25 protein-coding genes and 2 pseudogenes are annotated in these 23,937 nt (G+C 55.4%); 17 read left to right on the top strand and 10 right to left on the bottom strand.

Annotated elements, in window-relative coordinates:
* The first annotated feature begins 5 nt into the window (after window positions 1–5).
* Complete coding sequence (locus B9Y90_RS07045) at window positions 6–908, top strand: tetratricopeptide repeat protein (RefSeq protein WP_254902669.1); 903 nt, start codon at window positions 6–8, stop codon at window positions 906–908.
* 38 nt (window positions 909–946) lie between these two features.
* Here B9Y90_RS07045 and B9Y90_RS07050 read toward each other — a convergent pair whose 3' ends face one another.
* The 4 genes from B9Y90_RS07050 to B9Y90_RS07065 form a co-directional block, all read right to left on the bottom strand.
* Window positions 947–1,234, bottom strand: a complete 288-nt coding sequence (locus tag B9Y90_RS07050) for a YdgH/BhsA/McbA family protein (RefSeq protein WP_085540730.1) — start codon at window positions 1,232–1,234, stop codon at window positions 947–949.
* Between the two features lie 168 nt (window positions 1,235–1,402).
* Complete coding sequence (locus B9Y90_RS07055; protein ID WP_085540731.1) at window positions 1,403–1,525, bottom strand: DUF2474 domain-containing protein; 123 nt, start codon at window positions 1,523–1,525, stop codon at window positions 1,403–1,405.
* Window positions 1,525–2,538, bottom strand: coding sequence for a cytochrome d ubiquinol oxidase subunit II (cydB, locus tag B9Y90_RS07060; RefSeq protein WP_085540732.1), 1,014 nt, complete (start codon window positions 2,536–2,538; stop codon window positions 1,525–1,527). Before cydB ends, B9Y90_RS07055 begins: the two co-directional genes overlap by 1 nt.
* Complete coding sequence (locus B9Y90_RS07065; protein WP_085540733.1) at window positions 2,538–3,932, bottom strand: cytochrome ubiquinol oxidase subunit I; 1,395 nt, start codon at window positions 3,930–3,932, stop codon at window positions 2,538–2,540. Before B9Y90_RS07065 ends, cydB begins: the two co-directional genes overlap by 1 nt.
* A 153-nt stretch (window positions 3,933–4,085) precedes the next feature.
* Here B9Y90_RS07065 and B9Y90_RS07070 point away from each other — a divergent pair, with 153 nt between their 5' ends.
* Window positions 4,086–4,871 (top strand): chitosanase, encoded by a 786-nt coding sequence (locus B9Y90_RS07070; RefSeq protein ID WP_303393653.1) that lies wholly within the window; start codon window positions 4,086–4,088, stop codon window positions 4,869–4,871.
* Between the two features lie 40 nt (window positions 4,872–4,911).
* Here B9Y90_RS07070 and B9Y90_RS07075 read toward each other — a convergent pair whose 3' ends face one another.
* From B9Y90_RS07075 to B9Y90_RS07085, 3 genes are read right to left on the bottom strand one after another with little or no spacing between them, the layout of a single operon-like run.
* Window positions 4,912–5,673 (bottom strand): inositol monophosphatase family protein, encoded by a 762-nt coding sequence (locus B9Y90_RS07075; protein WP_085540735.1) that lies wholly within the window; start codon window positions 5,671–5,673, stop codon window positions 4,912–4,914.
* A 9-nt stretch (window positions 5,674–5,682) separates the two neighbouring features.
* On the bottom strand, window positions 5,683–6,690 hold the full coding sequence (locus tag B9Y90_RS07080) for a LacI family DNA-binding transcriptional regulator (RefSeq protein WP_085540736.1): 1,008 nt from the start codon (window positions 6,688–6,690) through the stop codon (window positions 5,683–5,685).
* An 8-nt stretch (window positions 6,691–6,698) separates the two neighbouring features.
* A complete protein-coding gene (locus B9Y90_RS07085) occupies window positions 6,699–7,469 on the bottom strand; it encodes an MBL fold metallo-hydrolase (protein WP_085540737.1) in 771 nt (256 codons plus the stop codon).
* A gap of 163 nt (window positions 7,470–7,632) precedes the next feature.
* Between B9Y90_RS07085 and B9Y90_RS07090 the strand changes: the two genes are divergently transcribed.
* The 12 genes from B9Y90_RS07090 (at window position 7,633) to B9Y90_RS07145 (ending at window position 19,174) form a co-directional block, all read left to right on the top strand.
* On the top strand, window positions 7,633–8,658 hold the full coding sequence (locus tag B9Y90_RS07090; RefSeq protein ID WP_085540738.1) for an ABC transporter ATP-binding protein: 1,026 nt from the start codon (window positions 7,633–7,635) through the stop codon (window positions 8,656–8,658).
* A 27-nt stretch (window positions 8,659–8,685) separates the two neighbouring features.
* The gene (locus B9Y90_RS07095; RefSeq protein WP_085540739.1) at window positions 8,686–9,825 is read left to right on the top strand and encodes an ABC transporter substrate-binding protein; all 1,140 of its coding nucleotides are present in this window, start codon (window positions 8,686–8,688) and stop codon (window positions 9,823–9,825) included.
* A 56-nt stretch (window positions 9,826–9,881) separates the two neighbouring features.
* Window positions 9,882–10,715: an ABC transporter permease gene (locus B9Y90_RS07100; protein ID WP_085540740.1), complete on the top strand. Its 834-nt coding sequence runs from the start codon at window positions 9,882–9,884 to the stop codon at window positions 10,713–10,715.
* Window positions 10,712–11,527 (top strand): ABC transporter permease, encoded by an 816-nt coding sequence (locus B9Y90_RS07105; protein WP_085540741.1) that lies wholly within the window; start codon window positions 10,712–10,714, stop codon window positions 11,525–11,527. The genes B9Y90_RS07100 and B9Y90_RS07105 overlap by 4 nt, the downstream gene beginning before the upstream one ends.
* Window positions 11,528–11,631: 104 nt before the next feature.
* The gene (locus tag B9Y90_RS07110) at window positions 11,632–11,934 is read left to right on the top strand and encodes a hypothetical protein (protein ID WP_254902670.1); all 303 of its coding nucleotides are present in this window, start codon (window positions 11,632–11,634) and stop codon (window positions 11,932–11,934) included.
* 182 nt (window positions 11,935–12,116) lie between these two features.
* Window positions 12,117–12,992 (top strand): carbohydrate ABC transporter permease, encoded by an 876-nt coding sequence (locus B9Y90_RS07115; protein ID WP_085540743.1) that lies wholly within the window; start codon window positions 12,117–12,119, stop codon window positions 12,990–12,992.
* Window positions 12,982–13,869, top strand: coding sequence for a carbohydrate ABC transporter permease (locus B9Y90_RS07120; protein WP_085540744.1), 888 nt, complete (start codon window positions 12,982–12,984; stop codon window positions 13,867–13,869). The genes B9Y90_RS07115 and B9Y90_RS07120 overlap by 11 nt, the downstream gene beginning before the upstream one ends.
* A gap of 11 nt (window positions 13,870–13,880) precedes the next feature.
* The gene (locus B9Y90_RS07125) at window positions 13,881–14,705 is read left to right on the top strand and encodes a phosphodiesterase (RefSeq protein ID WP_085540745.1); all 825 of its coding nucleotides are present in this window, start codon (window positions 13,881–13,883) and stop codon (window positions 14,703–14,705) included.
* 5 nt (window positions 14,706–14,710) lie between these two features.
* A complete protein-coding gene (locus B9Y90_RS07130) occupies window positions 14,711–15,784 on the top strand; it encodes an ABC transporter ATP-binding protein (protein WP_085540746.1) in 1,074 nt (357 codons plus the stop codon).
* A 7-nt stretch (window positions 15,785–15,791) separates the two neighbouring features.
* Window positions 15,792–17,099 (top strand): ABC transporter substrate-binding protein, encoded by a 1,308-nt coding sequence (locus tag B9Y90_RS07135; RefSeq protein ID WP_176227850.1) that lies wholly within the window; start codon window positions 15,792–15,794, stop codon window positions 17,097–17,099.
* A gap of 130 nt (window positions 17,100–17,229) precedes the next feature.
* A complete protein-coding gene (locus B9Y90_RS07140) occupies window positions 17,230–18,657 on the top strand; it encodes an aminotransferase-like domain-containing protein (RefSeq protein WP_085540748.1) in 1,428 nt (475 codons plus the stop codon).
* On the top strand, window positions 18,644–19,174 hold the full coding sequence (locus B9Y90_RS07145; RefSeq protein ID WP_085540749.1) for a GNAT family N-acetyltransferase: 531 nt from the start codon (window positions 18,644–18,646) through the stop codon (window positions 19,172–19,174). Before B9Y90_RS07140 ends, B9Y90_RS07145 begins: the two co-directional genes overlap by 14 nt.
* A 27-nt stretch (window positions 19,175–19,201) precedes the next feature.
* On the opposite strand, the gene B9Y90_RS07150 is transcribed toward B9Y90_RS07145, so the two are convergent.
* Window positions 19,202–20,074 (bottom strand): MBL fold metallo-hydrolase, encoded by an 873-nt coding sequence (locus B9Y90_RS07150; RefSeq protein ID WP_085540750.1) that lies wholly within the window; start codon window positions 20,072–20,074, stop codon window positions 19,202–19,204.
* Between the two features lie 144 nt (window positions 20,075–20,218).
* Here B9Y90_RS07150 and B9Y90_RS07155 point away from each other — a divergent pair, with 144 nt between their 5' ends.
* The gene (locus B9Y90_RS07155) at window positions 20,219–21,010 is read left to right on the top strand and encodes a polysaccharide lyase family 7 protein (protein ID WP_085540751.1); all 792 of its coding nucleotides are present in this window, start codon (window positions 20,219–20,221) and stop codon (window positions 21,008–21,010) included.
* A 45-nt stretch (window positions 21,011–21,055) separates the two neighbouring features.
* On the opposite strand, the gene B9Y90_RS07160 is transcribed toward B9Y90_RS07155, so the two are convergent.
* The gene (locus B9Y90_RS07160) at window positions 21,056–21,484 is read right to left on the bottom strand and encodes a TOBE domain-containing protein (protein WP_085540752.1); all 429 of its coding nucleotides are present in this window, start codon (window positions 21,482–21,484) and stop codon (window positions 21,056–21,058) included.
* Between the two features lie 283 nt (window positions 21,485–21,767).
* Here B9Y90_RS07160 and patD point away from each other — a divergent pair, with 283 nt between their 5' ends.
* On the top strand, window positions 21,768–23,192 hold the full coding sequence (gene patD / locus B9Y90_RS07165) for an aminobutyraldehyde dehydrogenase (RefSeq protein ID WP_085540753.1): 1,425 nt from the start codon (window positions 21,768–21,770) through the stop codon (window positions 23,190–23,192).
* A 28-nt stretch (window positions 23,193–23,220) separates the two neighbouring features.
* On the opposite strand, the pseudogene B9Y90_RS07170 reads toward patD, so the two are convergent.
* A pseudogene (locus B9Y90_RS07170) lies at window positions 23,221–23,496 on the bottom strand (tyrosine-type recombinase/integrase); the annotation flags it as partial.
* 54 nt (window positions 23,497–23,550) lie between these two features.
* On the opposite strand from B9Y90_RS07170, the pseudogene B9Y90_RS07175 reads away from it, so the two are divergent.
* Window positions 23,551–23,670, top strand: a pseudogene (locus B9Y90_RS07175) (lysis system i-spanin subunit Rz); the annotation flags it as partial.
* Between the last annotated feature and the right edge of the window lie 267 nt (window positions 23,671–23,937).

The raw sequence follows: 23,937 nt of genomic DNA on the forward strand, positions 1-23,937 counted from the left end.
CGTACATGAAATGGCTGGTGGCGTTGGCCTGTGGCCTGATGTTTGCCGGATACGCGCTGGCGACGACGGAAGGTTCGAAGGATGATCTAGGGTTAAGTGACTACCGCTACTTTAAAGTTTATCCACATATCACAAGGGCGAAAAAAGCGCTTCTCTCCAACAATGAGTCACAGGCGATCGCCAGTTTTCAGCATGCCCACAAACTGGCGCCGGAAAGTATCCGGCTGACCCTCTGGCTGGCTGAAGCCTATACCCATTTCAACCACAACGATAAAGCGATCGCGCTGTTAAACGAGCAGTTGCGTAAAACGCCTAGCAATGCGCAAATCCGTCAAATGCTGGATGCCATCCCGCAGCCGGAGAAAAAAATCACGACCCGCGAACAGCTTCTGGCGCTTGATGAAGAGTGTGCAGCTTCTCCATCAGTGGTGTGCCGGGCCGGGGTCGGCAACTATGCCGTCAGGCTTGGGGAGTTGGATATAGCCCTGCAGCAGCTTAATGATGAAGTGCTTCGCACATCGTCACAGGGCCAGACGTTGATAAACAGTTTGACCCAGCGGGCTATCGACCTGCAAAAATGGCACTTTGCTGACCGCGGATTTGCGATGCACGATCGTCTGGCCACATTGAATGAAGAGCAGTATCAGCAGTGGTTCGCTATTTTGCTCCACCTTGAGCGAGACCGGCGTATTCTCGACCTTCAGCGGCAGGGTGTGATGAATTCTCCTGGTATGCAGTTGGCCTATGCACAGTCCCTCGCCGAAAGAAAAGCTTACCCGGCATTGAGAGCCTATCTTGCCAGCCATCATCCCCGGTTTACCTCCGAGACGGAAAAGCGCAACTGGCGAGACTTGATGGTGAAGTGGGGCAGAGTGAACGCGGCAGAGGGTTATTCTGGGGGGCGGTAATAAAATAAAGGGCCCTTTATTAAGGGCCACTCAGGTCTTTATTTCTTGAAGACTTCAATATTGATGTTTTTATGGTTGGATTCATCACCCGTGGCGGCGACAATCACATAAAAACAGTCGGCAGGTTTCACGCTGGACTCTTCACATTTTTGATTTACCTCTTTGGATAAATCCTTGTGCCCGACGGTTGGGGTGCCGTCTTGTGACAGGGAAAGATCGCCAACTTTTGTATAACCAGATGATTCTTCATGCGTTATTTGTTTTGCCGCAAAAACAGGTGACGAAACCAACAAGGTTAAAGCCAGGGCGGGTAGCATATATTTCATCTTTGTCATCCTCTGAATAATTCATTGAGACGGTTAACTGTTTTTCCTCATTAACGCATTAAAGAATTAGCACAGTTTTAAAGAAAATCAATTTCATCACTGTGGACTCAGAACGAATTAACGGGGAGGGAATGAATATATTCCCCCCACGATGTACGGTTCAGCTAATTAAGATTTAAAGCCTGCCGCGGTCATTAGCAGACGAAATCCCATCCCCACTGCGGCCAGCGCAACTACGCTGGCGCTCCATAGAATAACCATCCACATCACACGTTTAGCCGTTTCTTTCATCAGTGGTAGCCCTCGCCATGCTGCACCTTCCCACGGAACACGTAATAGCTCCAGAAGGTGTAAACCAGAATGATCGGAATAATAAACAGCGCGCCAACCAGCATAAAGCCCTGGCTTTGCGGCGGGGCGGCGGCCTGCCACAGCGTAATACCGGGCGGAATGATGTTTGGCCAGATGCTGATGCCCAGCCCGCTAAAGCCCAGGAAAATCAGCCCCAGCGTCAGCACAAACGGCGTGGCGTGCAGGCTGTTTGCCGACCGAACACTCCGCCAAAGCCACAGGCTGAACAGCACCACAAGCAGCGGAACCGGCAGCAGGTACAACAGATTTGGCAGGGTGAACCAGCGTTCAGCAATGTTCGCGTGGCGAAGTGGCGTCCAGACGCTAATCACCGCTATTACCGCCAAAAGCGCCAGCAGCAATACCGGGGTAAGGCTCCGCATTTTTCTTTGCAGAGGATCTTCGCTTTTCATCACCAGCCAGGTGGCACCCAGTAAAGCGTAGGCGATGACCAGACCCAGGCCACAGAACAGGTTAAACGGTGTTAACCAGTCAAGCTGGCTGCCAGCAAAATGTCGCCCGCTGACCGTAAAGCCGGAGATCACGGCTCCGACGGCAATACCCTGGCAAAAAGTCGCCAGAATCGATCCGCCCAGGAAAGCGTTGTCCCAGAAGGGGCGGTGCGCCGGCGTGGCCTTAAAGCGGAACTCGAAGGCGACGCCGCGGAAAATCAGCCCCACCAGCATCAGCGTGAGCGGAATTGTCAGGGCATCGACGATAACCGCATACGCCAGCGGGAAAGCGCCAAACAAGGCTGCACCGCCCAGCACCAGCCAGGTTTCGTTCCCGTCCCAGACCGGAGCTACGCTGTTAACCATCACATCGCGGTCTTCAGCACTGCGAATAAACGGAAACAGAATGCCAATGCCCAGATCAAAACCGTCCATCACGATATACATCAGGGTGGCGAAGACGATAATGACAAACCAAATAACGGATAAGTCGATGCCCATTAGCGCGTCTCCTCAAGTGAATCAGCAACCGCAGACAGTGGGCGGGACGGGGTGCCAGGTGCCGGATGGTCGTCAAACGGCTGAGGGCCTTTTTTGATTAGCCGGATCATGTAGCTGTAGCCGACGCCAAACACCGACATGTACACGATAAAGAAAGCGGCGAGGCTGACGCTCATTTGCAGCGTACCGTGGGCAGATACGGCATCTTTGGTTCGCAGCAGGCCATAAACCACCCAGGGTTGACGGCCAACCTCCGTGGTGATCCACCCGGCGAGAATGGCAATCAGCCCCGATGGTCCCATCCACAGCGCAAAGTGCAGGAACGGGCGGCTCTCAAACAGCCGGTCGCGGTAGCGAAGCCACAGGCTGGCGACGCCAAGCAGGATCATCAACATGCCTAAGCCGGCCATCACGCGGAACGACCAAAAGACAATCGGCGAGTTAGGGCGGTCCTCTTTCGGGAACTCTTTTAGGGCGGGCACCTGTTTTTCCAGACTGTGGGTAAGAATAAGGCTGCCAAGCGCCGGGATTTCCAGGCCAAAGCGGGTGCGTTCCTGATCCATATCCGGCAGACCGAACAACAGCAGCGGCGTTGGCTCACCGGGACGGTTTTCCCAATGCCCTTCAATGGCGGCGATTTTAGCCGGCTGATGCTTGAGCGTATTGAGGCCGTGCATGTCGCCGATCATTGCCTGAATGGGGGCGACAATTACCGCCATCCACAGGGCCATTGAAAACATGGTGCGAATGGCCGGTGTACTGTTGCCGCGCAGCAGATGCCAGGCAGCGGAGGCTCCCACGAAAAAGGCGCTGCTCAGGAACGCCGCGACCGACATATGCAGCAGGCGATAAGGGAATGAAGGGTTAAAGACCACTGCCAGCCAGTCCACCGGGACAACCTGGCCGTTATGGATCTCAAAGCCTTGTGGGGTTTGCATCCAGCTGTTTGAGGCGAGGATCCAGAAAGTGGAAATAATGGTCCCGAGCGCCACCATGCAGGTCGCGAAGAAATGCAGACCGGGGCCAACGCGGTTCCAGCCGAACAACATCACGCCAAGAAAACCGGCTTCAAGGAAGAAAGCGGTCAGCACTTCGTATGTCAGCAGCGGGCCAGTGATGCTACCGGCAAACTCGGAAAATCCGCTCCAGTTGGTGCCGAACTGGTAGGCCATGACCAACCCGGAGACCACGCCCATGCCAAAGTTAACGGCGAAAATCTTCGACCAGAAGTGATACAGCGAGCGGTAAACCGGGTTTTTAGACTTGAGCCAGAGCCCTTCAAGTACCGCGAGGTAGCTGGCAAGCCCGATGGTGATAGCCGGAAAAATAATGTGGAAGGAGACAGTGAATGCAAACTGGATCCTCGCGAGGTGAAAAGCGTCTAAACCGAACATGCAGAACTCCGCATAGCAAATTATTCGGCTCGATTGTAGGTCGCGCCACGTCTGGGGTGTAGAAACAGAGGGGCAGGAAAAAGGGATAACAGTTTGACTGAGAACCAATGCGAAACTCTCCGGTCTATATCGCGAACGATCTTGCAGGAGAACATGATGCTGCCACCAAAGCTGGGCGTTTTTTTACTGGTTGGGTTCTGTCTGACTTTTCAGGTATCCGCAGAGGATTTGCTGTCCCCCGCAAAAAGGGATATCGCCATGCAACTGGTGTCCAGCGCGGAAAACGCCTCCCTGGACTGGCGAAAACAGTATGCCTACATAGAAGATATCGACGACGATCGTGGCTATACCGCCGGACTTATCGGGTTCACCTCTGCCAATGGCGATATGCTCGACGTTGTGGCGCGTTACACCAAGCGGCGGGCGGCCAATCCGCTTGCGCAGTATCTGCCTGCCTTGAAAACGCTCGCGGAAGAAGAAAGCAGCGCTCACACCGGACTTGACCCTGATTTTGTTCGCGCCTGGAAAAGAGCCGCCAGCGATCCTGCCTTCAGGGTAGCACAGGAACAAATCCTGACAGATCAGTATCTTGAACCAGCCGTTAGGCAAGCGAAAGAAGACGGGCTGAGCACACTCGGGCAATTTATCTATTATGACGCGCTTGTCATGCATGGGCCGGGCAACCAGCGAGAGGCGTTTGGGGGGATTCGCGCGGCGGCAAAAGCCGTGGCCAAAACCCCCGCGCAGGGCGGCAACGAAAAAGCCTGGCTGAACGCGTTTTTAGATGCGAGGGTGATTATTATGCAGGAAGAAAAAGCCCATGAAGATACGTCGCGAGTTGAGCTTGAACAACGCCGTTTCCTCAGGGAAGGGAATTACAGTCTGTCGCCACCGCTGCGCTGGCGAACCAATGATGAAGACTTTATGATCGACCGTTGAGAGGGATAAAACCCGCGAAGTGAGCCGCGGGTTTTATCGTTTAGGCTTCCAGCAGCACCATTAACCTTTCCTGCACGCTGGTGCAGCCAGCCAGCACCAGATTACCTTTCAACAGGCCACCGTTGGCGAGAAAAGCGTTACTGCCGCCGCCCGCTTCGGTGATCAGCAGTAGCCCGGCTAGCGCGTCCCAACTGTTCATATGCTCCTCGTAGTACGCGTGAACCTGGCCCGCGGCAACGTGCGCCAGCATCAGTGCGCCTGCGCCAAAACGGCGGTATTCCATACCGTCGTTCAGCACATCTTCTATGGTGCGTGCATAAAGAGGAACGGGCGCGCGGCTAGAGCGCCCCAGGCCGATGACCACGCTTTCCGGAGACGGATCGTGAAGCTTGAGCGGTTTGCCGTTCAGGAAGGCGCCCGCACCGTGCCGGGCAAAAAAGAACTCATCGCGATCGGGGGCGTAGATAATTCCCAGCTCAATCACGTTCTGCCTGACGTAAGCGAGGGAGATGCACCAATAGTCCATGCCAAGAATAAAGTTAGTGGTGCCATCTACCGGGTCGAGCACCCAGACGCCGCGTTCGCCTTCCACCAGGCCGCTTTCTTCCCCCAGAAAGCCGTCCTGCGGGCAATGCGTTTGTAGCCAGCTTTTAATCTCTTGCTCAACCAGAATGTCCGCCTGGGAGACGAAGTCCTGGCGGCCTTTTTTCTCAACGCTTAAGCCTGCATCGCGCAGCGCCTGGGCGCGGGCTCCGGCTTCGCGGATTAACGTGCATAACGCCTGTTGCTGTTGTTCGGTCATGTTTTGCTCTTAAGTAAGGGAAATCGACGTATGTCGGTGAATCATGTTGACCTTCACCCAGCTGGTGCGTGAAGGCTGTGAAGGTGTCCGGGCACGCTCCAGCAGGTGAGCCAGCGCTAGCCGTGAGATTTCTGCCACATCCTGGTTAAGGGTGGTGAGCCGGTAGCTGTACTGCGCCGTTTGCGGCGTGTTGTCGAAGCCGATCAGCTGAAAATCCTGTGGGGCATGTTTGCCGCGTTGGCGCATCCCGTCGAGAAAGCCGCAGGCCAGCTGAGCGTTGGCGCAGAAAATACCCTCCGGGATCTGTTCCACAGCCGCTGCGGCCTGCCAGCCGCCTTCATAGCCTTCTTCCGCACAAAGCAGTGAAACAAGATTTTGCTCAACGTTTACGGCACGCTCGAGAAGCGCCTGGTGGAACGCCTCGCCGCGCATTCTGCCAGCCCAGGTTGAGGCGTGATTGTTGAGCCAGCCAAAGTGTTTGCATCCACTGTTGACCAACTGTTCAGCGGCGAGCACCGCCCCGGAGGCGTTATCCGCGCAGACGTAATCCACGCCGGGAATGTCGGGCTGGCGGTTGATGCCGACCACCGGAATGTGCTGCTGCACACACTCGTTCACCAGCGCTTCGGGCGGTTTGCCGGAGGTGACGATGACGCCGGAGACGCGAAACTGAGTGAAATGGCGTAGCGTTTCCGCCAGCTCCTGCTCAGAGCGGATCTCCGTGACCAGAGCCTGAAAGCCGTTGCGCTGAATTTCACTGAGAAGGCCGTCAAGCAAACTGCTGCGAAACGGATCGTTGATGCGAGACACGATGACGCCAATCAGATGGCTGCGTCGGCGGTTAAGCCCCTGAGCAAGAAAATTGACCTGATAACCAAGCTCTTCGGCTACCTGCAGCACGCGTTCTCGCGTGGCAGGGGAAATACTGCCGTTATTGCTCAGTGCGCGAGAAACCACAGCGCGTGAAACGCCCGCCCGGCGCGCGACATCTTCGGCGGTCACGCTTTGTTTATGCATTGACGAACTCAAGGCAAATAATCCTCGGTATAAAACCGCTGCTGATGGAAGTCGTACTGTAGCCCGTCATGGCTGACGAACAGCCCTGCGTAAGGGCGGCAGGCCAGCTTCAGCGCAGGTAAAATGGCATCGTTACAGTGGTACAACCCCAGCGACGGCAGCCCCAACGAAGTAAACAGCTTCAGGCAGCCGGGGAAATCCCCGTGGGAGGCGTCCTCCGCCAGTTCAGACAGCGAGGCGCACTCTTGAAACGCCAGGTCCACTCCGGCCATCAGTGCGATGGAATCTTCGGTTGGCCGCCCGTCGCCGCTATAGAACAAGGCATATTCCCGAATATCCACGCGCAGCGCCAGATTCGGCATTTCATGGCGGGTTGGGGCGGTGCGAACCCGCCAGTGATGCCAGTGGAAATCCGCTTCGCTGTCGCGCCATTCGATAGGGAAACAGAGAGAAGGTTCTGGCCAGTTGGCGAGCGATGCCAGCTGCATCAATACCTCGCGCTGTTCCGGCTGGCTGTAGATCACCAGCGGCTTTTGGCGGCCAAAACTCTTCCAGTGATTCAGCAACGCCGTTAACCCGGTGCAGTGGTCGGGATGCACATGGGTGAAAAACAGCACGTCGATGTCGTTGATGCCGCCGCCGCGCTGCCACAGCGCGCGGGGTACGGTAGGGCCACAGTCGATAAGCCATTGCCGGTTTTCGTCATCAACAATCCGCAGCGCGGAAGTATTTTGCCAGCGGGAGAAAGCGCTGCCGCAGCCAAGCACGTCGATTTTCATTGCCCCTCGCTAAAAATTTATCGCGGTTAATTAAAGTGTCACAAAGACACGCCACAGTAGGCTCACATCATCTCTGAGCGGCGTTTCATTTTTTTTACAGCGAAATGAACACGTGTTCATTCAGAGCAAAAAAAAGTCATAAACAGATATCCCGGACACCGTTATGAGCTACCTGGAAATGGCGCACCTGCAAATTAGTTACGGCGAGAAGGTGGTGCTAAAAGAAATTAATCTTGCCGTGAAGAAAGGCGAGATGATTGCATTGCTTGGCCCGTCTGGTTGCGGGAAAACAACGTTATTAAACGCTTTGTGTGGGTTTATTCCGGTTAAGCAGGGCCAAATTGTTGTGGCCGGAAATAATATCACCCAAAGTCCGCCGGAACAGCGAAATATCACCATGGTATTTCAAAGCTATGCGCTGTGGCCGCATTTAACGGTGGAGCAAAATATTGGTTATGGCCTGAAGCTTCGGAAGTGGCGGCGGGACGCAATTCAGGCGAGAGTGCTTGAACTTTTGCAGATGGTGAACCTGAACGGCCTGGCCGGGGCAAAAATCACCGAGCTTTCCGGCGGGCAGCGGCAGCGCGTGGCCCTTGCGCGCGCGCTGGCCATTGAGCCAGACGTGCTGGTGCTGGATGAACCCCTGTCGAACCTGGACGCCAAAGTCCGGCTAAACGTGCGCCATGAAATTAAGCAGCTACAGAAAAAACTGGGCTTTACCTCGGTGATCGTCACCCACGACCAGCAGGAAGCGCTGGTGATGGCCGACCGCATCGTAGTGCTGAATAATGGGCAAATCGAGCAAACCGGCACCCCGGAAGAGATTTACCAAAAGCCCGCCACGCCGTTTGTGGCTGATTTTATGGGCGCCGACAACCGTATTACGTCGGAAGAAATACAGGCGCTGGGCCTGGCCTCGCTAAATAATAAGGGCGAACAGGAAATCTATTTCAGAAGTTCGGATGCCGCGCTTTCACCATTAAATAAAGCTTTCCCGGAGAGTGGATTAACGCTTGAAGGGGTGGTTGAGCAGAATGCTTTTATTGGCCACAACTACCGCTATGCCATTCGCTGTCGGCAGCGTCTTTTCCATGCCGATTCTGTTGATAATTTGCCGCTGAATACAAAAGTCAGGCTGCATGTGCCTGAGTCAGCCCTGCATATTTTTAGTTTGTCCCACACAGCTTGAACCATTCTATTTCTCTGAGGGGTAATTATGTTTACTAAAACCAGGATTGCCGCCGTCACGGCGCTGTTTTTAAGTTATGGCGTACAGGCGGAAACCGTTTTAAACGTGGCCACCGCCGGTGACCAGAATATGGTGGATTACGTCAAAACCTGGCTGGGGCCAAAGTTTGAGGCCGCGCATCCGGGCGTGAAAGTGCGCGTGGTGGGCACCGGGCCGGGGGACGCAGGCTCGAATAAAATCATCGAAAAACTGAGCGCTCAGCAGCAGAGCGGGGCGAAAACCTGGGATATCGACGTGGCGGTGGTGCACCAGAAAGCGGGCGGCGAACTGGTGGAAAAAGGGCTGCTGGAAAAGTACCGCCAGCAAATTAAAACGGGCGACATGGTCACCGCAGACAACGCCAAAAATGCGCTGGGCGTGAACGTGGACGGCTATGTGATGCCGATGTTCCTGAGCCAGACGGCCATCGCCTGGAACAGCGAAACCATGAAAGCGCCACCGGCCTCTTATGACGAGCTGGTTGAGTGGGCGGCGAAACACCCGCAGGCGTTTGGCTACAACGGCATTAAAAACGGCATGTCCGGCGTCAGTTTTGTCGTCGGCTGGATCTACGCTTACGGCACCGACGCCCAGCGCTTGTCCGCCTTGCCTTACGATAAAAGCGTAGAAAAGAACTGGTCGCAGGCCTTCGAAAAACTGAAAGCGTTCAATAAGAACGTGACCTTTACGCCGGGCAACGCCGGCACCTTAGACATGCTGACCCGCGGGGAAATCGCCATGGGGCCGGTCTGGGTGGATATGTTCTACACCTGGAAAGATCAGGGCAAACTACCGCCGTCCATTAAGCTGGCTTTACTTTCACCGGGCATGCCGGGGCAGCCGATGTATTACGTCACGCCGGCCAAAGCGGCACAGCCTGAACTGGCGCGCGAGTTCATTGCGCTGGCCACCAGCCCGGAAGTGCAGGCCGACGGGATCGTGAAGCAGTTCAACTGGTATCCGGGGATTGACGCGAAATACGTTAAGCCAAAGCTGGACGACGCAACCTGGAGCAAACTGTTTGCCGAGATTTCCCCGAAAGCGCTCGCCGACTACGGCAAAAGCTTCCCGATAGCGCCTTACTTTGATGACATCAAAGAAGGGTACGAAAGCCAGGTGTCTAACTAATCCTCTCCCGGCGCCCGGTTCAGGCCGGGCGCCACGCTCAAGCTCAAAGGTTTACTATGCGCGTTTCGCTAAACTATCTGCTGCTGGTGAGCCCCGCCGCGCTGATGATTGTGGTGCTTTTTCTGTACCCGCTGGGCTTTTCTCTGGTGGTCGCCTTTACTTCTGATACCGGGGCGCTGACGTTACAGCACTTTGCCAAAGTCCTGACGCTGTATTCAAACGATATCCTGTTCACGGTGTTTATCGTGCTGGTGTCGGTTGCGCTGCTCGCCGTGTTGTCGATTACGATCTCGGCGGTGATTACGCTTTCTTCCTGCCGCCCTGTTGTTCGGCTGCTGGGCATGCTTTATCGCCTGCCGCTGTTTATTCCGTTTATCGTTGCCGCGCAGATGATGCGCACATTTCTCGCCAAAAACGGCCTGATGAATAACATGCTGGTTGCGAGCGATCTGGTGCAACCGCTGGATACGATTTCCTGGCTCGGCTGGAAAGGGATCATCATTACCTTTGTCTGGAAACAGCTGGCGTTTGCCACCTTGTTGATTTGTGGGGCGATGGCGGCGCTGGAGCCTTCGCAGGTTCTGGCTGCCAGAAACCTGGGGGCTTCACGCGTTCGCATTCTGTTCGACATTATTTTGCCGCAGGTGTTACCGGCTATTGGTGTCGCGCTGGTGCTTTCCACAGTGACCATGATGTCCGTGCTGTCCGTGCCGCTGATGATTGGCACCGGAACGCCAACGATGATGACCGTGGACATGGCATTCCGCGTGAACTCCTACAGCGATTATGCGGTGGCTAATGCGCTGGGCGTGATCTCGCTGCTGATTTGCGGCGCACTGTCCTGGTTTTATCTGCGCCACAGCCTGCGCCAGAAAGGAGGAGAAGCATGAGCCTGATGAAAGGACGACTCGGGCTGCCGCTGCAGGTGTTGCTGCTGGCCTTTATGTTGTTTGCGATGTTCGGCCCGCTGTTGAACCTGCTGGTCTGGACGGTGGCGGAAAGCTGGTTTTATCCGCACACCTTGCCGAGCCAGTGGGGATTAAAGTACTGGTATCAAGTGTTTAGCCCGTACAGTGATGTGTCCGGCTCGCTGCTGACCAGCGTGTTTATTGCCGTGCTGTCGGTGCTGGTTTGCCTGCTGATATCGATTCCCGCAGGCTACGCGCTTTCCCGTCGGGCGATGCCGTTCCGGGTGATGTTTATGCTGCTGTTTTTGATCCCACAGGCGTTTCCAAACCTGACGGTGTATATGAACATCGCGCGGCTTTTCTATCAGTGGGGGCTGAACGGCACCGTGGCTGGCGTAGTGCTGGTGCACAGCGTACATGGCCTGATGTATTCAGTCTGGATCTGTGTGGCCGCATTTTCGGCGATTGATCCACTGCTGGCGCGGGCATCGCGCAATTTAGGGGCTGGGCCGCTGTTTACCTTCTGGCATATCGTGCTGCCGCAGGCTTTGCCGGGGATCATGGCCGCCGGGATCTTCGTGTTCCTTGAGTCGCTGGATGAGTTTACCGGTACCTTTTTCGTCGGCGCGCCGGATATCACCACGCTGCCGCTGCTGCTTTACAACGCCAGCATGTCCGGGAATTACCAGGTGTCGTCGATTACCGCGCTGATCTTACTGGTGCCGTCGCTGCTGTTTATGCTGGTCATCCATAAATTTATGCGGCCTGAGATGCTGTCGAAGCTGGGCAAGTGATACCGGGCATTGGCTACAATACAGATAATTCCGGGCTGATAATGTTTTAGATTATTCGCCTGAGGGGTGTGAAACCCCGTTATCCGTTTGTTTACGAGGTGTTCATGAAGAAGCGATATGCTCTTGCCGCAATCCCGGTATTACTGACGACCTTTAGCAGCCTGGCTTCCTCGGAAGCGGCCTGGCAGCAGTTGGATAAAGACGTGCAAAAAAGCTGTCTTGCCATCAGTGCCCTGCAGGAGAAAAAGATCGAAGGGAAGCGGACTGACTTCAGCGACGAGGTCGGTTACTCGGCGGTGGTGATTTCAGGCAACTACAAATTTAAGAACAGTAACCCTGTGCCGGGCAAAGAGCTGTGTCTTTATAACCGCAAAACGAAAAAGGCCAGCCTGGAACAGATGCAGTAGCATTTTTGTCCGGTTAAAGAATATATCCCTGCAAAGACAATCTCTTTGAGCGACAGGCAGTTACCCCTCAGCCGGGACGCTGCCTGTTTTATCTGGCGCAAAACTGCCATTTCCCCGTCACGTTTCTGCCATAAACCCCTCCCATACTGACTGACTTCTGACCCCTGACAGGTTTGCAGACAATGGCAAAACGTCCCTGGCTTCCGTGGCTGATCCTTACGCCATCTTTGATTTTTTTACTGCTCTTTACCTGGTTTCCGCTGATCCGCTCCGTGTACGACAGCTTGTTTGATACGCGTATGGCAGGTGAGGCAGGCGCGTTTGTGGGCGTAGGTAACTATGTTCGCCTTTTTGCCGACGCGGTTTTCTGGAAATCGCTGGTGAATAATCTGTTTTATATCGTGCTGACCGTGATCCCCGGCGTGACACTCGCGTTGCTGCTGGCGGTTGCGCTTTGGGAAAACCACCGCGTTAACCGTTGGCTGCGGACGGCTTTTTTCTTTCCGATGATTATCCCGATGGTGAGCGCGGCGGCGCTGTGGCTGTTCATCTTTATGCCGGGCATGGGCATGCTGGATTATTACCTCGCGAAGCTGTTCGGGCCGATGAATAACAACTGGCTCGGGCGCAGCAACAGTGCGCTTTACGCCCTGGCGCTGATTGGCGTCTGGAAGTTCGCCGGTTATTACATGCTGTTCTTCCTCGCCGGATTACAAAGCCTGCCAGCCTCGGCGCGTGAAGCGGCAATCATGGAAGGGGCGACCTCCACGCAGGTGTTCTTCAAAGTGACTTTACCGCTGCTGCGCCCGACGCTGAGCTTTGTGATCACCACAGCGCTTATCTACTCCATAACCCAGATCGATCACGTAGCGGTGATGACGCGCGGCGGGCCGGATAACGCCACGACCGTGCTGCTGTATTACATCCAGAGTCTCGCCTGGGACACCCATGATTTAGGCAAAGCCTCTGCCGCCACCTTCCTGACGCTGGCCGGGCTGTTTGTATTCTCGTTCGTTAACCTCAAGCTGTTAGAAAGGGGCGCACACCATGAGCGTTGAGTTTTCTGGGTCCGTTGTCAACGCGCGTAGCGTGCCGCAACCGCTGTGGTTGCGGCTACGGAAATCTAAGGGCATTACGTTTTCCGTGCTGATGTGTTGCCTTGCGCTGCTGTGGGTAAGCCCGTTTATCTGGATGCTTTCGTCAGCTTTTAGCGCCAGCACCTTCGGCGAGGGTATGGCCTCGATATGGCCGCGTTTTCCGCTCACGCTGGACAACTTCCGCGATGCGTGGCAGAGCGCCGACTGGCTCAGTTTGTACGCTAATACGCTGATTTTCAGCTTCGGCACTTTCTTCGTGCAGCTCATCACCATCACCACCGCCGGGTACGTTTTTGCCTGCCATGAATTTCGCGGCAAGCAAACGCTGTTTCTGCTGTTTCTGGTGCAGCTGATGATCATGCCCGTCGTGATGATGGTGCCGAACATGATGACGCTCAAAACGCTGGGGCTGCTCAACACGCTGACCGGCGTGATGATGCCGTATTTCACCTCCGCGTTCGGCGTGTTCCTGATGCGTCAGGCGTTCCTCGCCATCCCCAAAGAGCTGGAGGAGGCCGCGCTGATGGAGGGTTGCCGCTGGTGGCAGGTGCTTTACCGCGTGCTGCTGCCGATGTGCTGGCCCTCGGTGCTGGCTTTCGCCACCGTGAGCATTACCTACCACTGGAACGAGTACCTGTGGCCGCTAATGATGCTCAACGACCCGGACAAACAGGTGCTGACGGTCGGGCTCGTTTCGTTTGCTATGGGCGCCGAATCCGGCGGCCAGTGGGGCACGATCAGCGCCGGGACCATTATGGTTTGCCTGCCGCTGATGCTCGCCTTTATCGCCTTCCAGAAACAGTTTCTGAGAAGTTTTGGTTTTTCAGGTATCAAGTAAGGAGTTGAGTGATGTTATTGGCCCATATTTCCGACACCCATTTCCGCAGTCAGAACCAGAAATTGTACGGCTTTATCGACATTAACGCGGGCAATGCCGACGTGGCCTCGCAGCTAAACGCACTGCGTGAGCGCCCGGACGCTGTCATCGTCAGCGGGGATATCGTTAACTGCGGTCGCCCTTCGGAGTACCAGGTTGCGCGCCAGGTGCTGGGCACCATTAAGTCGCCGCTGTATTTGATCCCCGGCAACCACGACGATAAGGCACATTTTCTGGAATACCTGCGTCCGCTTTGCCCGCAATTGGGGGACGACCCGGAAAACATCCGCTATGCGGTGGACGACTTCGCTACCCGTCTGCTGTTTATCGACTCTAGCCTCGCCGGGCACTCCAAAGGCTGGCTGACCGACAATACCGTAGCCTGGCTTGAGGCGCAGTTAACCGCGAGAGGCGACAAGCCGACAGCCGTCTTTATGCACCATCCTCCGCTGCCGCTGGGTAATGCGCAAATGGACAAAATTGCCTGCGAAAACGGCCACCTGCTGCTGGATTTAGTGACCCGATTCCCGTCACTGGTGCGTATTTTCTGTGGCCACAACCACAGCCTGACGATGACCCAATACCGCCAGGCAACGATAGCCACTATTCCCGGTACGGTTCACCAGGTGCCATACCACTTTGAGGACAGCCGCCCGTATTACGATCTGTCGCCGCCGTCCTGCCTGATGCACCGTCAGGTGGGCGACCAGTGGGTAAGCTATCAGCATTCGCTGGCGCATTATGCTGGCCCGTGGCTGTATGACGCGGCGATCAGTTGCCCGACGGATGAGTGCTAATCGCTATGTTAAGACTGAATCAGGTTAGCAAACAGTTTGAAGGCAAAGCGGCGCTGAACGCGCTGTCGCTCAGCATCGACGAAGGCGAGTTTGTGGTGCTGGTCGGGCCGTCAGGCTGCGGTAAAAGTACGCTGCTGCGGATGCTGGCGGGGCTGGAAGAGGTTAGCGGCGGCGAGATTTGGCTCGGCGGGGAGAACATTACGGCGATGTCGCCGCGTGAGCGTAACTTCGCGATGATCTTCCAAAACTATGCGCTGTTTCCACACCTGACGGTACGGGACAACATCACCTTTGGCATGAAGATCCGCAAAGAAGACAAAGCCAGCTGGCAGCCACGCCTGGAGCAGGTGGCCTCGATGCTGCAACTGGGCGAAATGCTCGATCGTAAACCGGCCAAACTGTCCGGCGGGCAGCGCCAACGCGTGGCGATGGCGAGAGCCATTGTGCGCAATCCGCGTCTTTTTTTGATGGATGAACCGCTTTCCAACCTGGATGCGCGCCTGCGTACCGAGGTGCGCGACAGCATCATGGCGCTGCATCATCAGTTGAAAACCACCACCATCTACGTCACCCATGACCAGACGGAAGCCATGTCTATGGCCGACCGTATTGTGGTGATGAACGGGGGCGTGGTGCAGCAGGTGGGCGAGCCGGAGCACCTTTATGCTCATCCAGCCAACCTGTTTGTCGCCGGTTTCATTGGCTCCCCGGCCATGAATTTGGTTTCTCTGCCTTGTGAAAACGGCCGCGTTTTGCCTGCCACGCTGAATCTACCTCTGCCGCCAGCTGCGGAAAAAGAGCAAAGCGTCTGGTTCGGGATCCGCCCCGAGCACCTCACCGACAGGCCAGAAAACGGGCACCTGACGCTAACGGCGACGGTGCTGCAACGAGAACTGATGGGCGCAGATTATCTGCTCCATGTCAGCACCCCCCTGGGAACGTTACGCTATACCCGTCGCCACCGCGGCGAGGTACCAGAAAAAGGCGATACGCTTACCCTCGGTTTTTCTTCATCGGATATACACCTTTTCCACACAGACCTTCACCACAACTTACACCAGGAGATTGACCATGTTTAACCCCCTGATGCATAAATGGCGGGCGCTTGCCGTTTGCTGTTCGCTGGCCGTTAGCGGCGCAGCGCTGGCAAAAGAGAAAATTGATTTTATGTTCCCGGCGCCGGTCGACGGCAAGCTGACAATGGAGATGACCCGCGTCATCAAGGCGTTTAACGATTCGCAGCAGGACGTCGAAGTCCGCGGTATTTTTACCGGCAGCTACGACACCACCAAAATTAAAGCGGAATCCGCACAGAAAGCCGGGCAGCCACCGGCGCTGGTCATTATGTCGGCCAACTTCACCACCGACCTTGCGCTAAAAGACGAAATCCTGCCGATGGACGAGCTGTTTAAATACGGCAACCGCAAAGCAGGCGATTTCCTGATGAACGACTTCTGGCCGGCAATGCACAAGAATGCCCAAGTCATGGGCGTGACTTACTCGATTCCGTTCCATAACTCCACGCCAATCCTGTACTACAACAAAACGATGTTCGACCAGGCGGGCATTAAGCAGCCGCCGCAGACCTGGGCCGAAATGCTGGCCGATGCGAAGAAGCTGACTGACGCCAGCAAAGGGCAGTGGGGCATCATGCTGCCGTCCACCAACGACGATTACGGCGGCTGGATCTTCTCCTCGCTGGTTCGCGCCAACGGCGGCAACTACTTCAACGAAAACTACCCGGGCGAAGTGTATTACGACTCGCCGACCACCATTGGCGCGCTGCGTTTCTGGCAGAACATGGTTTACCGCGACAAAGTAATGCCGTCCGGCGTGCTTAACTCCAAGCAGATCAGCGCCGCGTTCTTCAGCGGCAAACTGGGCATGGCGATGCTGAGCACCGGCACGCTGGGCTTTATGCGTGAAAACAGCAAAGATTTTGATATGGAAGTGGCGATGATGCCCGCCAAAGAACAGCGGGCGGTGCCCATCGGCGGGGCGAGCCTGGTGAGCTTCAAAGGCATTTCCGACGCGCAGAAAAAGGCGGCTTATCAGTTCCTGACCTATCTGGTTAGTCCGCAGGTTAACGGTGCGTGGAGCCGTTTCACCGGGTACTTCTCCCCGCTAAAAGCCTCTTACGACACGCCGGAAATGAAAGAATACCTGCAGAAAGATCCGCGGGCGCAAATCGCGCTGGATCAGCTGAAATATGCCCATCCCTGGTATTCGACTTATGAAACGGTTGCTGTTCGTCAGGCGATGGAAAACCAGCTGGCGGCGGTGGTGAACGATCAGAAAGTGACCCCGGAAGCGGCCGCGAAATCCGCCCAGCAAACGGCGGACAGCCTGATGAAGCCTTACGTCGAGAAAACGGCGCTGGCCGATGTGAAGTAAAATCCCCGCATTTATCTCCTCACGGGCGGCTTTGCCGCCCGTTTTTCCGTGTTTAAAAATCACTTTCTGACTATAACAGTTGTACAAAACAGCGTATTTTTAGCGCTGTGATATAGACAGGGAGCAGTGCATGAAAAAGTACCAGCAGCTGGCGCAGCAGATCCTCGACCAGATTGCCCTCGGTGTCTGGCAGCCGGGGGATCGTTTACCGTCGCTGCGCGAGCAGGTCGGACACAGCGGCATGAGCTTTATGACCGTCGGACACGCCTATCAGATGCTTGAAAGCCAGGGGGCGATTGTGGCCAGGCCGCAGTCTGGCTACTACGTTGCGCCCAGGCCCGTGGCGCGCAGTGCGCCGCCTGCGGTGCAGGTGACCCGTGCTGAAACCGTCGATATCAATACCTATATTTTTGATGTGCTGCAGGCGAGCACGGATGCCTCTGTGGTGCCGTTCGGCTCTGCGTTCCCGGACCCGCGACTGTTCCCGCTTCAGGCACTGCACCGTTCAATGGCGGCGGTCAGCAAAACGGCGACCGCCATCAGCGTGATTGAAAGCCTTCCGCCCGGCAACGAAGCGCTGCGCCACGCCATTGCCCAGCGTTACGCCCAGCAGGGGATGCACGTTTCACCGGATGAAATCGTGATTACCGCAGGCGCACTTGAGGCGCTCAATCTAAGCCTACAGGCAGTTACCGAGCCGGGTGATTGGGTGATTGTCGAGAACCCTTGCTTCTACGGCGCGCTGCAGGCGTTGGAGCGTCTGAGGCTGAAAGCGCTCTCGGTTGCCACCGACCCGGTGAGCGGGATCGATCTCGACGCGCTGGCGCAGGCTTTGGCGGAATACCCGGTCAAAGCCTGCTGGCTAATGACCAACAGCCAGAACCCGCTGGGTGTGACATTGCCGCCGGAGAAAAAAGTGCAACTGGTGGAGCTGTTGCAGGCGCATAACGTCACGCTGATTGAGGATGACGTTTACAGCGAGCTTTATTACGGGCGGGAGAGGCCGTTGCCAGCCCGGGCGTATGATACCCACGGTATGACCCTGCATTGTTCGTCATTTTCAAAATGTCTGGTGGCCGGGTTTCGCATCGGCTGGGTTGCCGCCGGGAAGCACGCCCGCCGCATTCAGCAGTTGCAGTTGATGAGCACGCTGTCCACCAGTTCGCCGATGCAGCTGGCCCTGGTCGATTTTCTGGCTACCCGCCGCTACGACACGCACCTGCGAAAACTGCGCAGGATGCTGGCCGAGCGAAAACAGCAGGCCTGGCAAACGCTGAGTGAGCTTCTCCCGCCAGAAGTCAAAATCCACCGCAGCGAAAGCGGCTATTTCCTCTGGATTGAGTTGCCGGAGGGGCAGGACGCCAGCGTGCTTAACGAGCGAGCATTGGCGCATAAGATAAGCATCGCTCCGGGAAAAATGTTCACTACGGGCAGAGCCTGGGATAACTATTTCCGCTTCAACGCCTCGTGGGCGTGGGGCGACAGGGAGCGCCAGGCAGCAGTGACGTTGTCACGTTTAATCAAGGAATTGATTGAGGAGCAACATGTACAAGACTGAAAGATTGCTACTGAGAGCGTGGCGAGATGAGGACTTAGTTCCGTTTGCCGAAATGAACGCCGACCCGGACGTGATGCGTTATTTCCTGCAGCCCCTGACACCGGAAGAAAGCCGGACTTATCTGGAGACATTCCGCCAGCGTATGGCGGAAAACGGCTTTGGTTTCTGGGCGGTGGAAGAACGCCATAGCGGAGAGCTGGCCGGGTTCGTTGGCCTGAACCGGCCAGGCTACTCGCTGCCGTTTGGCCCGTGTGTCGAGATCGGTTGGCGGCTACGAAAAGCGTTTTGGGGCAAAGGGTACGCGCCTGAGGCCGCGAGGGAAGCGCTGCGCATTGGTTTCGACGAATACGATCTGGACAACATCGTGGCTTTTACCGCACTGCCAAATTTGCCGTCCCAGCGGGTGATGGAAAAACTGGGCATGCGCCGAAACGGTGAGTTTGATCATCCCATGGTGCCGGAGCAGCATCCGCTGCTGCGGCATGTCTGGTATCAGCTCCACAGGCCGGAAATTTAAAAGCCGGCGAACCGGCTTCTGTCACAGTTATTCTGTCGGCTGGAAAACGTAATGGTCGCCCTTCACCACAATATGGCCGACGCCCGGGAACGGGAAGTGTGGAGCAAAAATCAGCTCACGATCGGCGGCCAGTTTCGCCAGCAGCGCCTTGCGGTTGGCGATCCCTTCCTTACGGTCGTTATCATAGGCAATCGCCCATTCGGGCTTCGTGAGCGAAACAATCGAGCTGTGCGCCGAGTCGCCGATGTCCAGAATTCGCTGCTTGCCGGAGACAATCTGGTAGCCAACGTGCCCTGGCGTATGGCCTGGCAGCGGGACAGAGGTGATCCCCGGCAGCACCTGATCGCCAGGTTTAAAGGTTTTCACCTGCGGCTGGATGGCCTCAGCCAGCGCTTTCATCTTCGGCAACGTTTGCAGCCATGCCCAGTCCGGAGCGGAGATTTGCACCGTGGCGTGAGGGAACGCCTGCTTGCCGTCTGCCGTCAGCAGCCCACCAACATGGTCGCCGTGAACGTGGGTGATCAGCACGTCGGTTACCTGCTCTGGCTGATATCCCGCCTTTGCGAGACTCGCAATCAACTGCCCCTGAGCGCCAGGGCCAAGCCCGGTATCCAGCAGGATGACTTTGCTGCCGTCTTTGACCAGCAGGGCATCGACGCTGAGTTTGATATTGTCCGTTGGCGCGCCCGCCGCAGACAGCACATCCGCGACCGCTTTTTCTCCCACGTCAACGCCAATCACTTTGCCATCGTTGGGCAGGGCGTTGTTTTTATCGTGCAGCGCGGTTAACTCAAGCTTGCCGAGCGGAAACGTTTTAAACGCTGCGCCTGTGTTATCCGCCAGCGCGAAGGCGGAGTAGCTAGCCGCAAACAGGACTGAAACGAGCAGTTTTTTGATCATGATTGTTCCCTTTATGCATCAAGTTAATTACCGGAAACCCATTGTTACTACTGACATGTTACCGCAACAGATTTTAAGTAAAGCATCTACGCTGATTAGTGGTTAGCTGCTTGGGCGGGTTTACATTTTGCATTGGGGTTAAAGATGAAGCGTAAAACAGTAAGTTACGGGCTGCCTGTTAGCCTGTTTTTGGCGGTGCTGAGCGGCAGCGCATGGGCCGAGAGTGGCCAGAACGCGCCGGGGGAAAATTATCCGGTGCTGACAAAGGACTATCTGCTGCAATCCTTTGATGGCAGTGAAAAACCGAATGAAGTGAAGATCACGCCGGGGCTGCATAACCGCTATTTCTACAGCAACTGCGGCGGGGACAAAAACTGTGATTCTGCCATTCCTACCGGGGCGATGGTGTTTAAAGCGCCGTCCGGTTTTGGCTCTACGCCGCACAGCGAATTTCCGCGCGTCGAGCTAAGAGCTACGCACAATTTCGTCAATGGCAGTGATTTTGACAATGAACAGCGAGGGGCGGTGTATATCGTCAAAAATCCGTCCACGCGCTCGATTATTTTTGCTCAAATTCACGGCGACAAGCCCGGCGGCTCAGAGATGTTGAAACTGCGCTGGGAAGACGGCGCGATAGTGGCGGGCGTGAAAGAAAACTACGGCGATCCGGAGAAACGTACCACGCTACTTTCGGGCGTCGGGCTGAAAGACAAAATTGATTACAGCATTAAAGCTAAAGGCACGGCGAGCGGCATGAAAGTGAAGGTTGAAGCCAGCGTCGGAGGCAAAAAGGCCAGTCAAACCTTTGACTACCCGAAACAGGGCTGGGAAGGTATCCAGCTTTACTTCAAGGCGGGCAACTACAACCAGGACAAAAACAAGGACGGTTCAGAAGCGGTGGTGGCCTACAGCAAGCTTGACGTACGCTACAAGTAAGCGAGTGAAAATCGGCAGCCGGAATGGCTGCCGGACGTTAAAGCGTTATTTTTTCACCGCAATCAACACGGATGAGGCTTTCACCAGCGCCAGCAGGCGAGAACCCACCTTAAGCGCCATTTCATCAGCGGCTTCGTTAGTCACAACGGCAGTTAATTCAAAACCCGCATCGGTCTGAATATGCACAGTGGTATTCACTGCGCCTTCTGCAATCGCTTTTACCGCGCCGGGAAACTGGTTTCGAGCGGAGAAGTGATAACCGCAATCTTCACTCGCCAGCACGACCCACGGGGCTTTGATCAGGGCAAGGGCTTGTTTGCCGTTAACGAGGCCTAACGCTTCTTTGCTGCTGCGGGTGACCACGGCAACCAGCTTGCCGCCGCCGTTCAGGGTTAATTCGATTTCGTCGTTGACTGCGCCGTCCGTGACGTTGCTGATGGTACCGGTTAATTGATTACGGGCTGAAATAGTCATTGTGCCTCCTGGCGGTTAACTAAGAAAAGGGCTGCCTAAAGCATAGGGCGCGCCGCGTGCTATGCATATTAATTTTCAATAGATACCTAATTTTCTCTCGCGCCTGTTATACCAAAGAGAGTGAAGCAGTTTTACAGGCTTACTGCGTGGTGTATCACAACCTGATGAAAATCCCCATGCTTTGCCTCAGGCGTCGAACCGCCGGAACTATGCTTTTTACTCAGTCCTTTTACGCTAACTCGCCTCTGCGGGCCTCATTATCAGAACGGGAAAGGAGATCGGGATGCAAAGCCAATTGTTAATTAACGGCCAGCTTGTGGATGGCCTCGGGGAAAAGCAGCCGGTCTTCAATCCGGCAACTGGCAAGGTGCTGCTGGAGGTGGCTGAAGCCACCGTTCAGCAAGTCAACGAGGCGGTACTTGCGGCGGATAAAGCGTTTGCCACATGGGGACAAACGACGCCGAAAGAACGTGCCGAACATCTTCTGGCGCTGGCCGATGCCATAGAGCAACACGGGGATGACTTTGCCCGCCTCGAGTCGCAAAACTGCGGCAAGCCCTTCCACTGCGTGCTGAATGACGAAATCCCGGCTGTTGTGGATGTCTTCCGTTTTTTTGCCGGGGCAAGCCGCTGTCTGAGCGGCCTGGCTGCCGGAGAATATCTGAGCGGGCATACCTCGATGATCCGCCGCGATCCGGTTGGCGTGGTGGCGTCTATTGCCCCCTGGAACTATCCGCTGATGATGGCTGCCTGGAAACTGGCTCCGGCGCTGGCCGCCGGGAACTGCGTGGTGATCAAACCCTCTGAAATTACGCCGCTGACCGCTTTTAAACTGGCTGAGCTGGCGAAGGATATCTTCCCCGCTGGCGTGATTAACGTGCTGTTTGGGCGAGGGCAAACCGTTGGCGATGCGCTGACCGGACATGAAAAAGTGCGCATGGTGTCACTTACCGGCTCCATTGCTACCGGGGAACACATTATTAGCCATACCGCCCCGACGATTAAGCGTACGCATATGGAATTGGGCGGCAAAGCGCCAGTTATCGTGTTCGACGATGCGGATTTACAGGCAGTGGTCGAAGGTGTGCGTACCTTTGGCTATTACAACGCCGGGCAGGACTGCACCGCCGCCTGCCGGATCTACGCCCAAAACGGCATTTACGACAGGCTGGTTGAGCAACTAGGGGAAGCCGTGGCCAGTCTCAAATATGGCCCGCCTGAGGATGAACGCACCGAGCTGGGTCCGCTGAGTTCAAAGACACATCTTGAGCGAGTCAGCAAAGCCGTTGAAGAAGCCAAAGCGCTGCCGCATATCAAGGTAGTGACGGGCGGTAACAAGGTGACAAGCGACGGTTATTACTATCAGCCTACGCTACTGGCCGGGGCGAAGCAGGGCGATGCCATTGTACAAAAAGAGGTGTTCGGCCCGGTCGTTAGCATCACTAAGTTTGACGATGAGCAGCAGGTATTAACGTGGGCCAATGACTCCAGCTATGGCCTGGCATCCTCGGTTTGGACGCAGGATGTGGGCCGTGCACATCGCCTGAGCGCCCAGCTGCAGTACGGCTGCACCTGGGTGAACACACATTTTATGCTGGTGAGCGAGATGCCGCACGGCGGGCAAAAACTGTCCGGCTACGGAAAAGATATGTCGCTTTACGGGCTGGAGGATTACACCGTTATTCGGCATGTGATGATTAAGCACTGATTAGGTTTTAAGTGGTTGTAATACAATATTATTGTGTTTCAACCACTTTCTTATGGGGCAGTGAAGGGGCAGAGAAGTCAAAATTACTATTGAGGATAGCAATCTGATCGCCGTTTTTCTCTGTCATCCATTTTCCGTAGACATTAAAAACCATCTGCGCATTTGTATGTCCCATCTGACTGGCAATAAAGCTCGGGTTCGCTCCAGCACTCAACGCCCAGCATGCAAATGTATGGCGTGACTCATAAGCTTTGCGGTGACAAATTACTCTTCGCTGCGAATCGCTGTAGCAGGGTGACCGCAAATCAAAAAAACAATTAGCGCTATCGTGATTATGTACGAAGAGCAGAGACGCACAAGCCCCGGACTTACTGCCGCCGCTGAACGGAATTATTTGCGTCTCAGGGAGAAAATCGAAACCAGCAGCAAGCAAATAGCAGGGTTGCAGGAGTACATCCAAACACAGTGTCTCAAGTGAATTAATTCGTTAAAATGTTTCCATGAGGTTTAGTGAGTGGAAATCAAGGATGTTGAATTATTTTCGTACGATGAAAGACGCCTTCTACTGGCAAAAAAAATTAGGACTAAAGCCGCTGATGGTATTTATCCTGAAGAGTGTCCTCGCTTACATTTTTTTGGTCGGCTTATATCTTGTTGTGTTCAGGATCCTAATGTATACGCCTTTCATCGACTATATGACCGTAGACATTATCTATGAAATCACTATTAACATGCTGATTGCGTT

The organism is Cedecea sp. NFIX57, from assembly GCF_900177785.1.
Lineage (GTDB): Bacteria > Pseudomonadota > Gammaproteobacteria > Enterobacterales > Enterobacteriaceae > Cedecea > Cedecea neteri_C.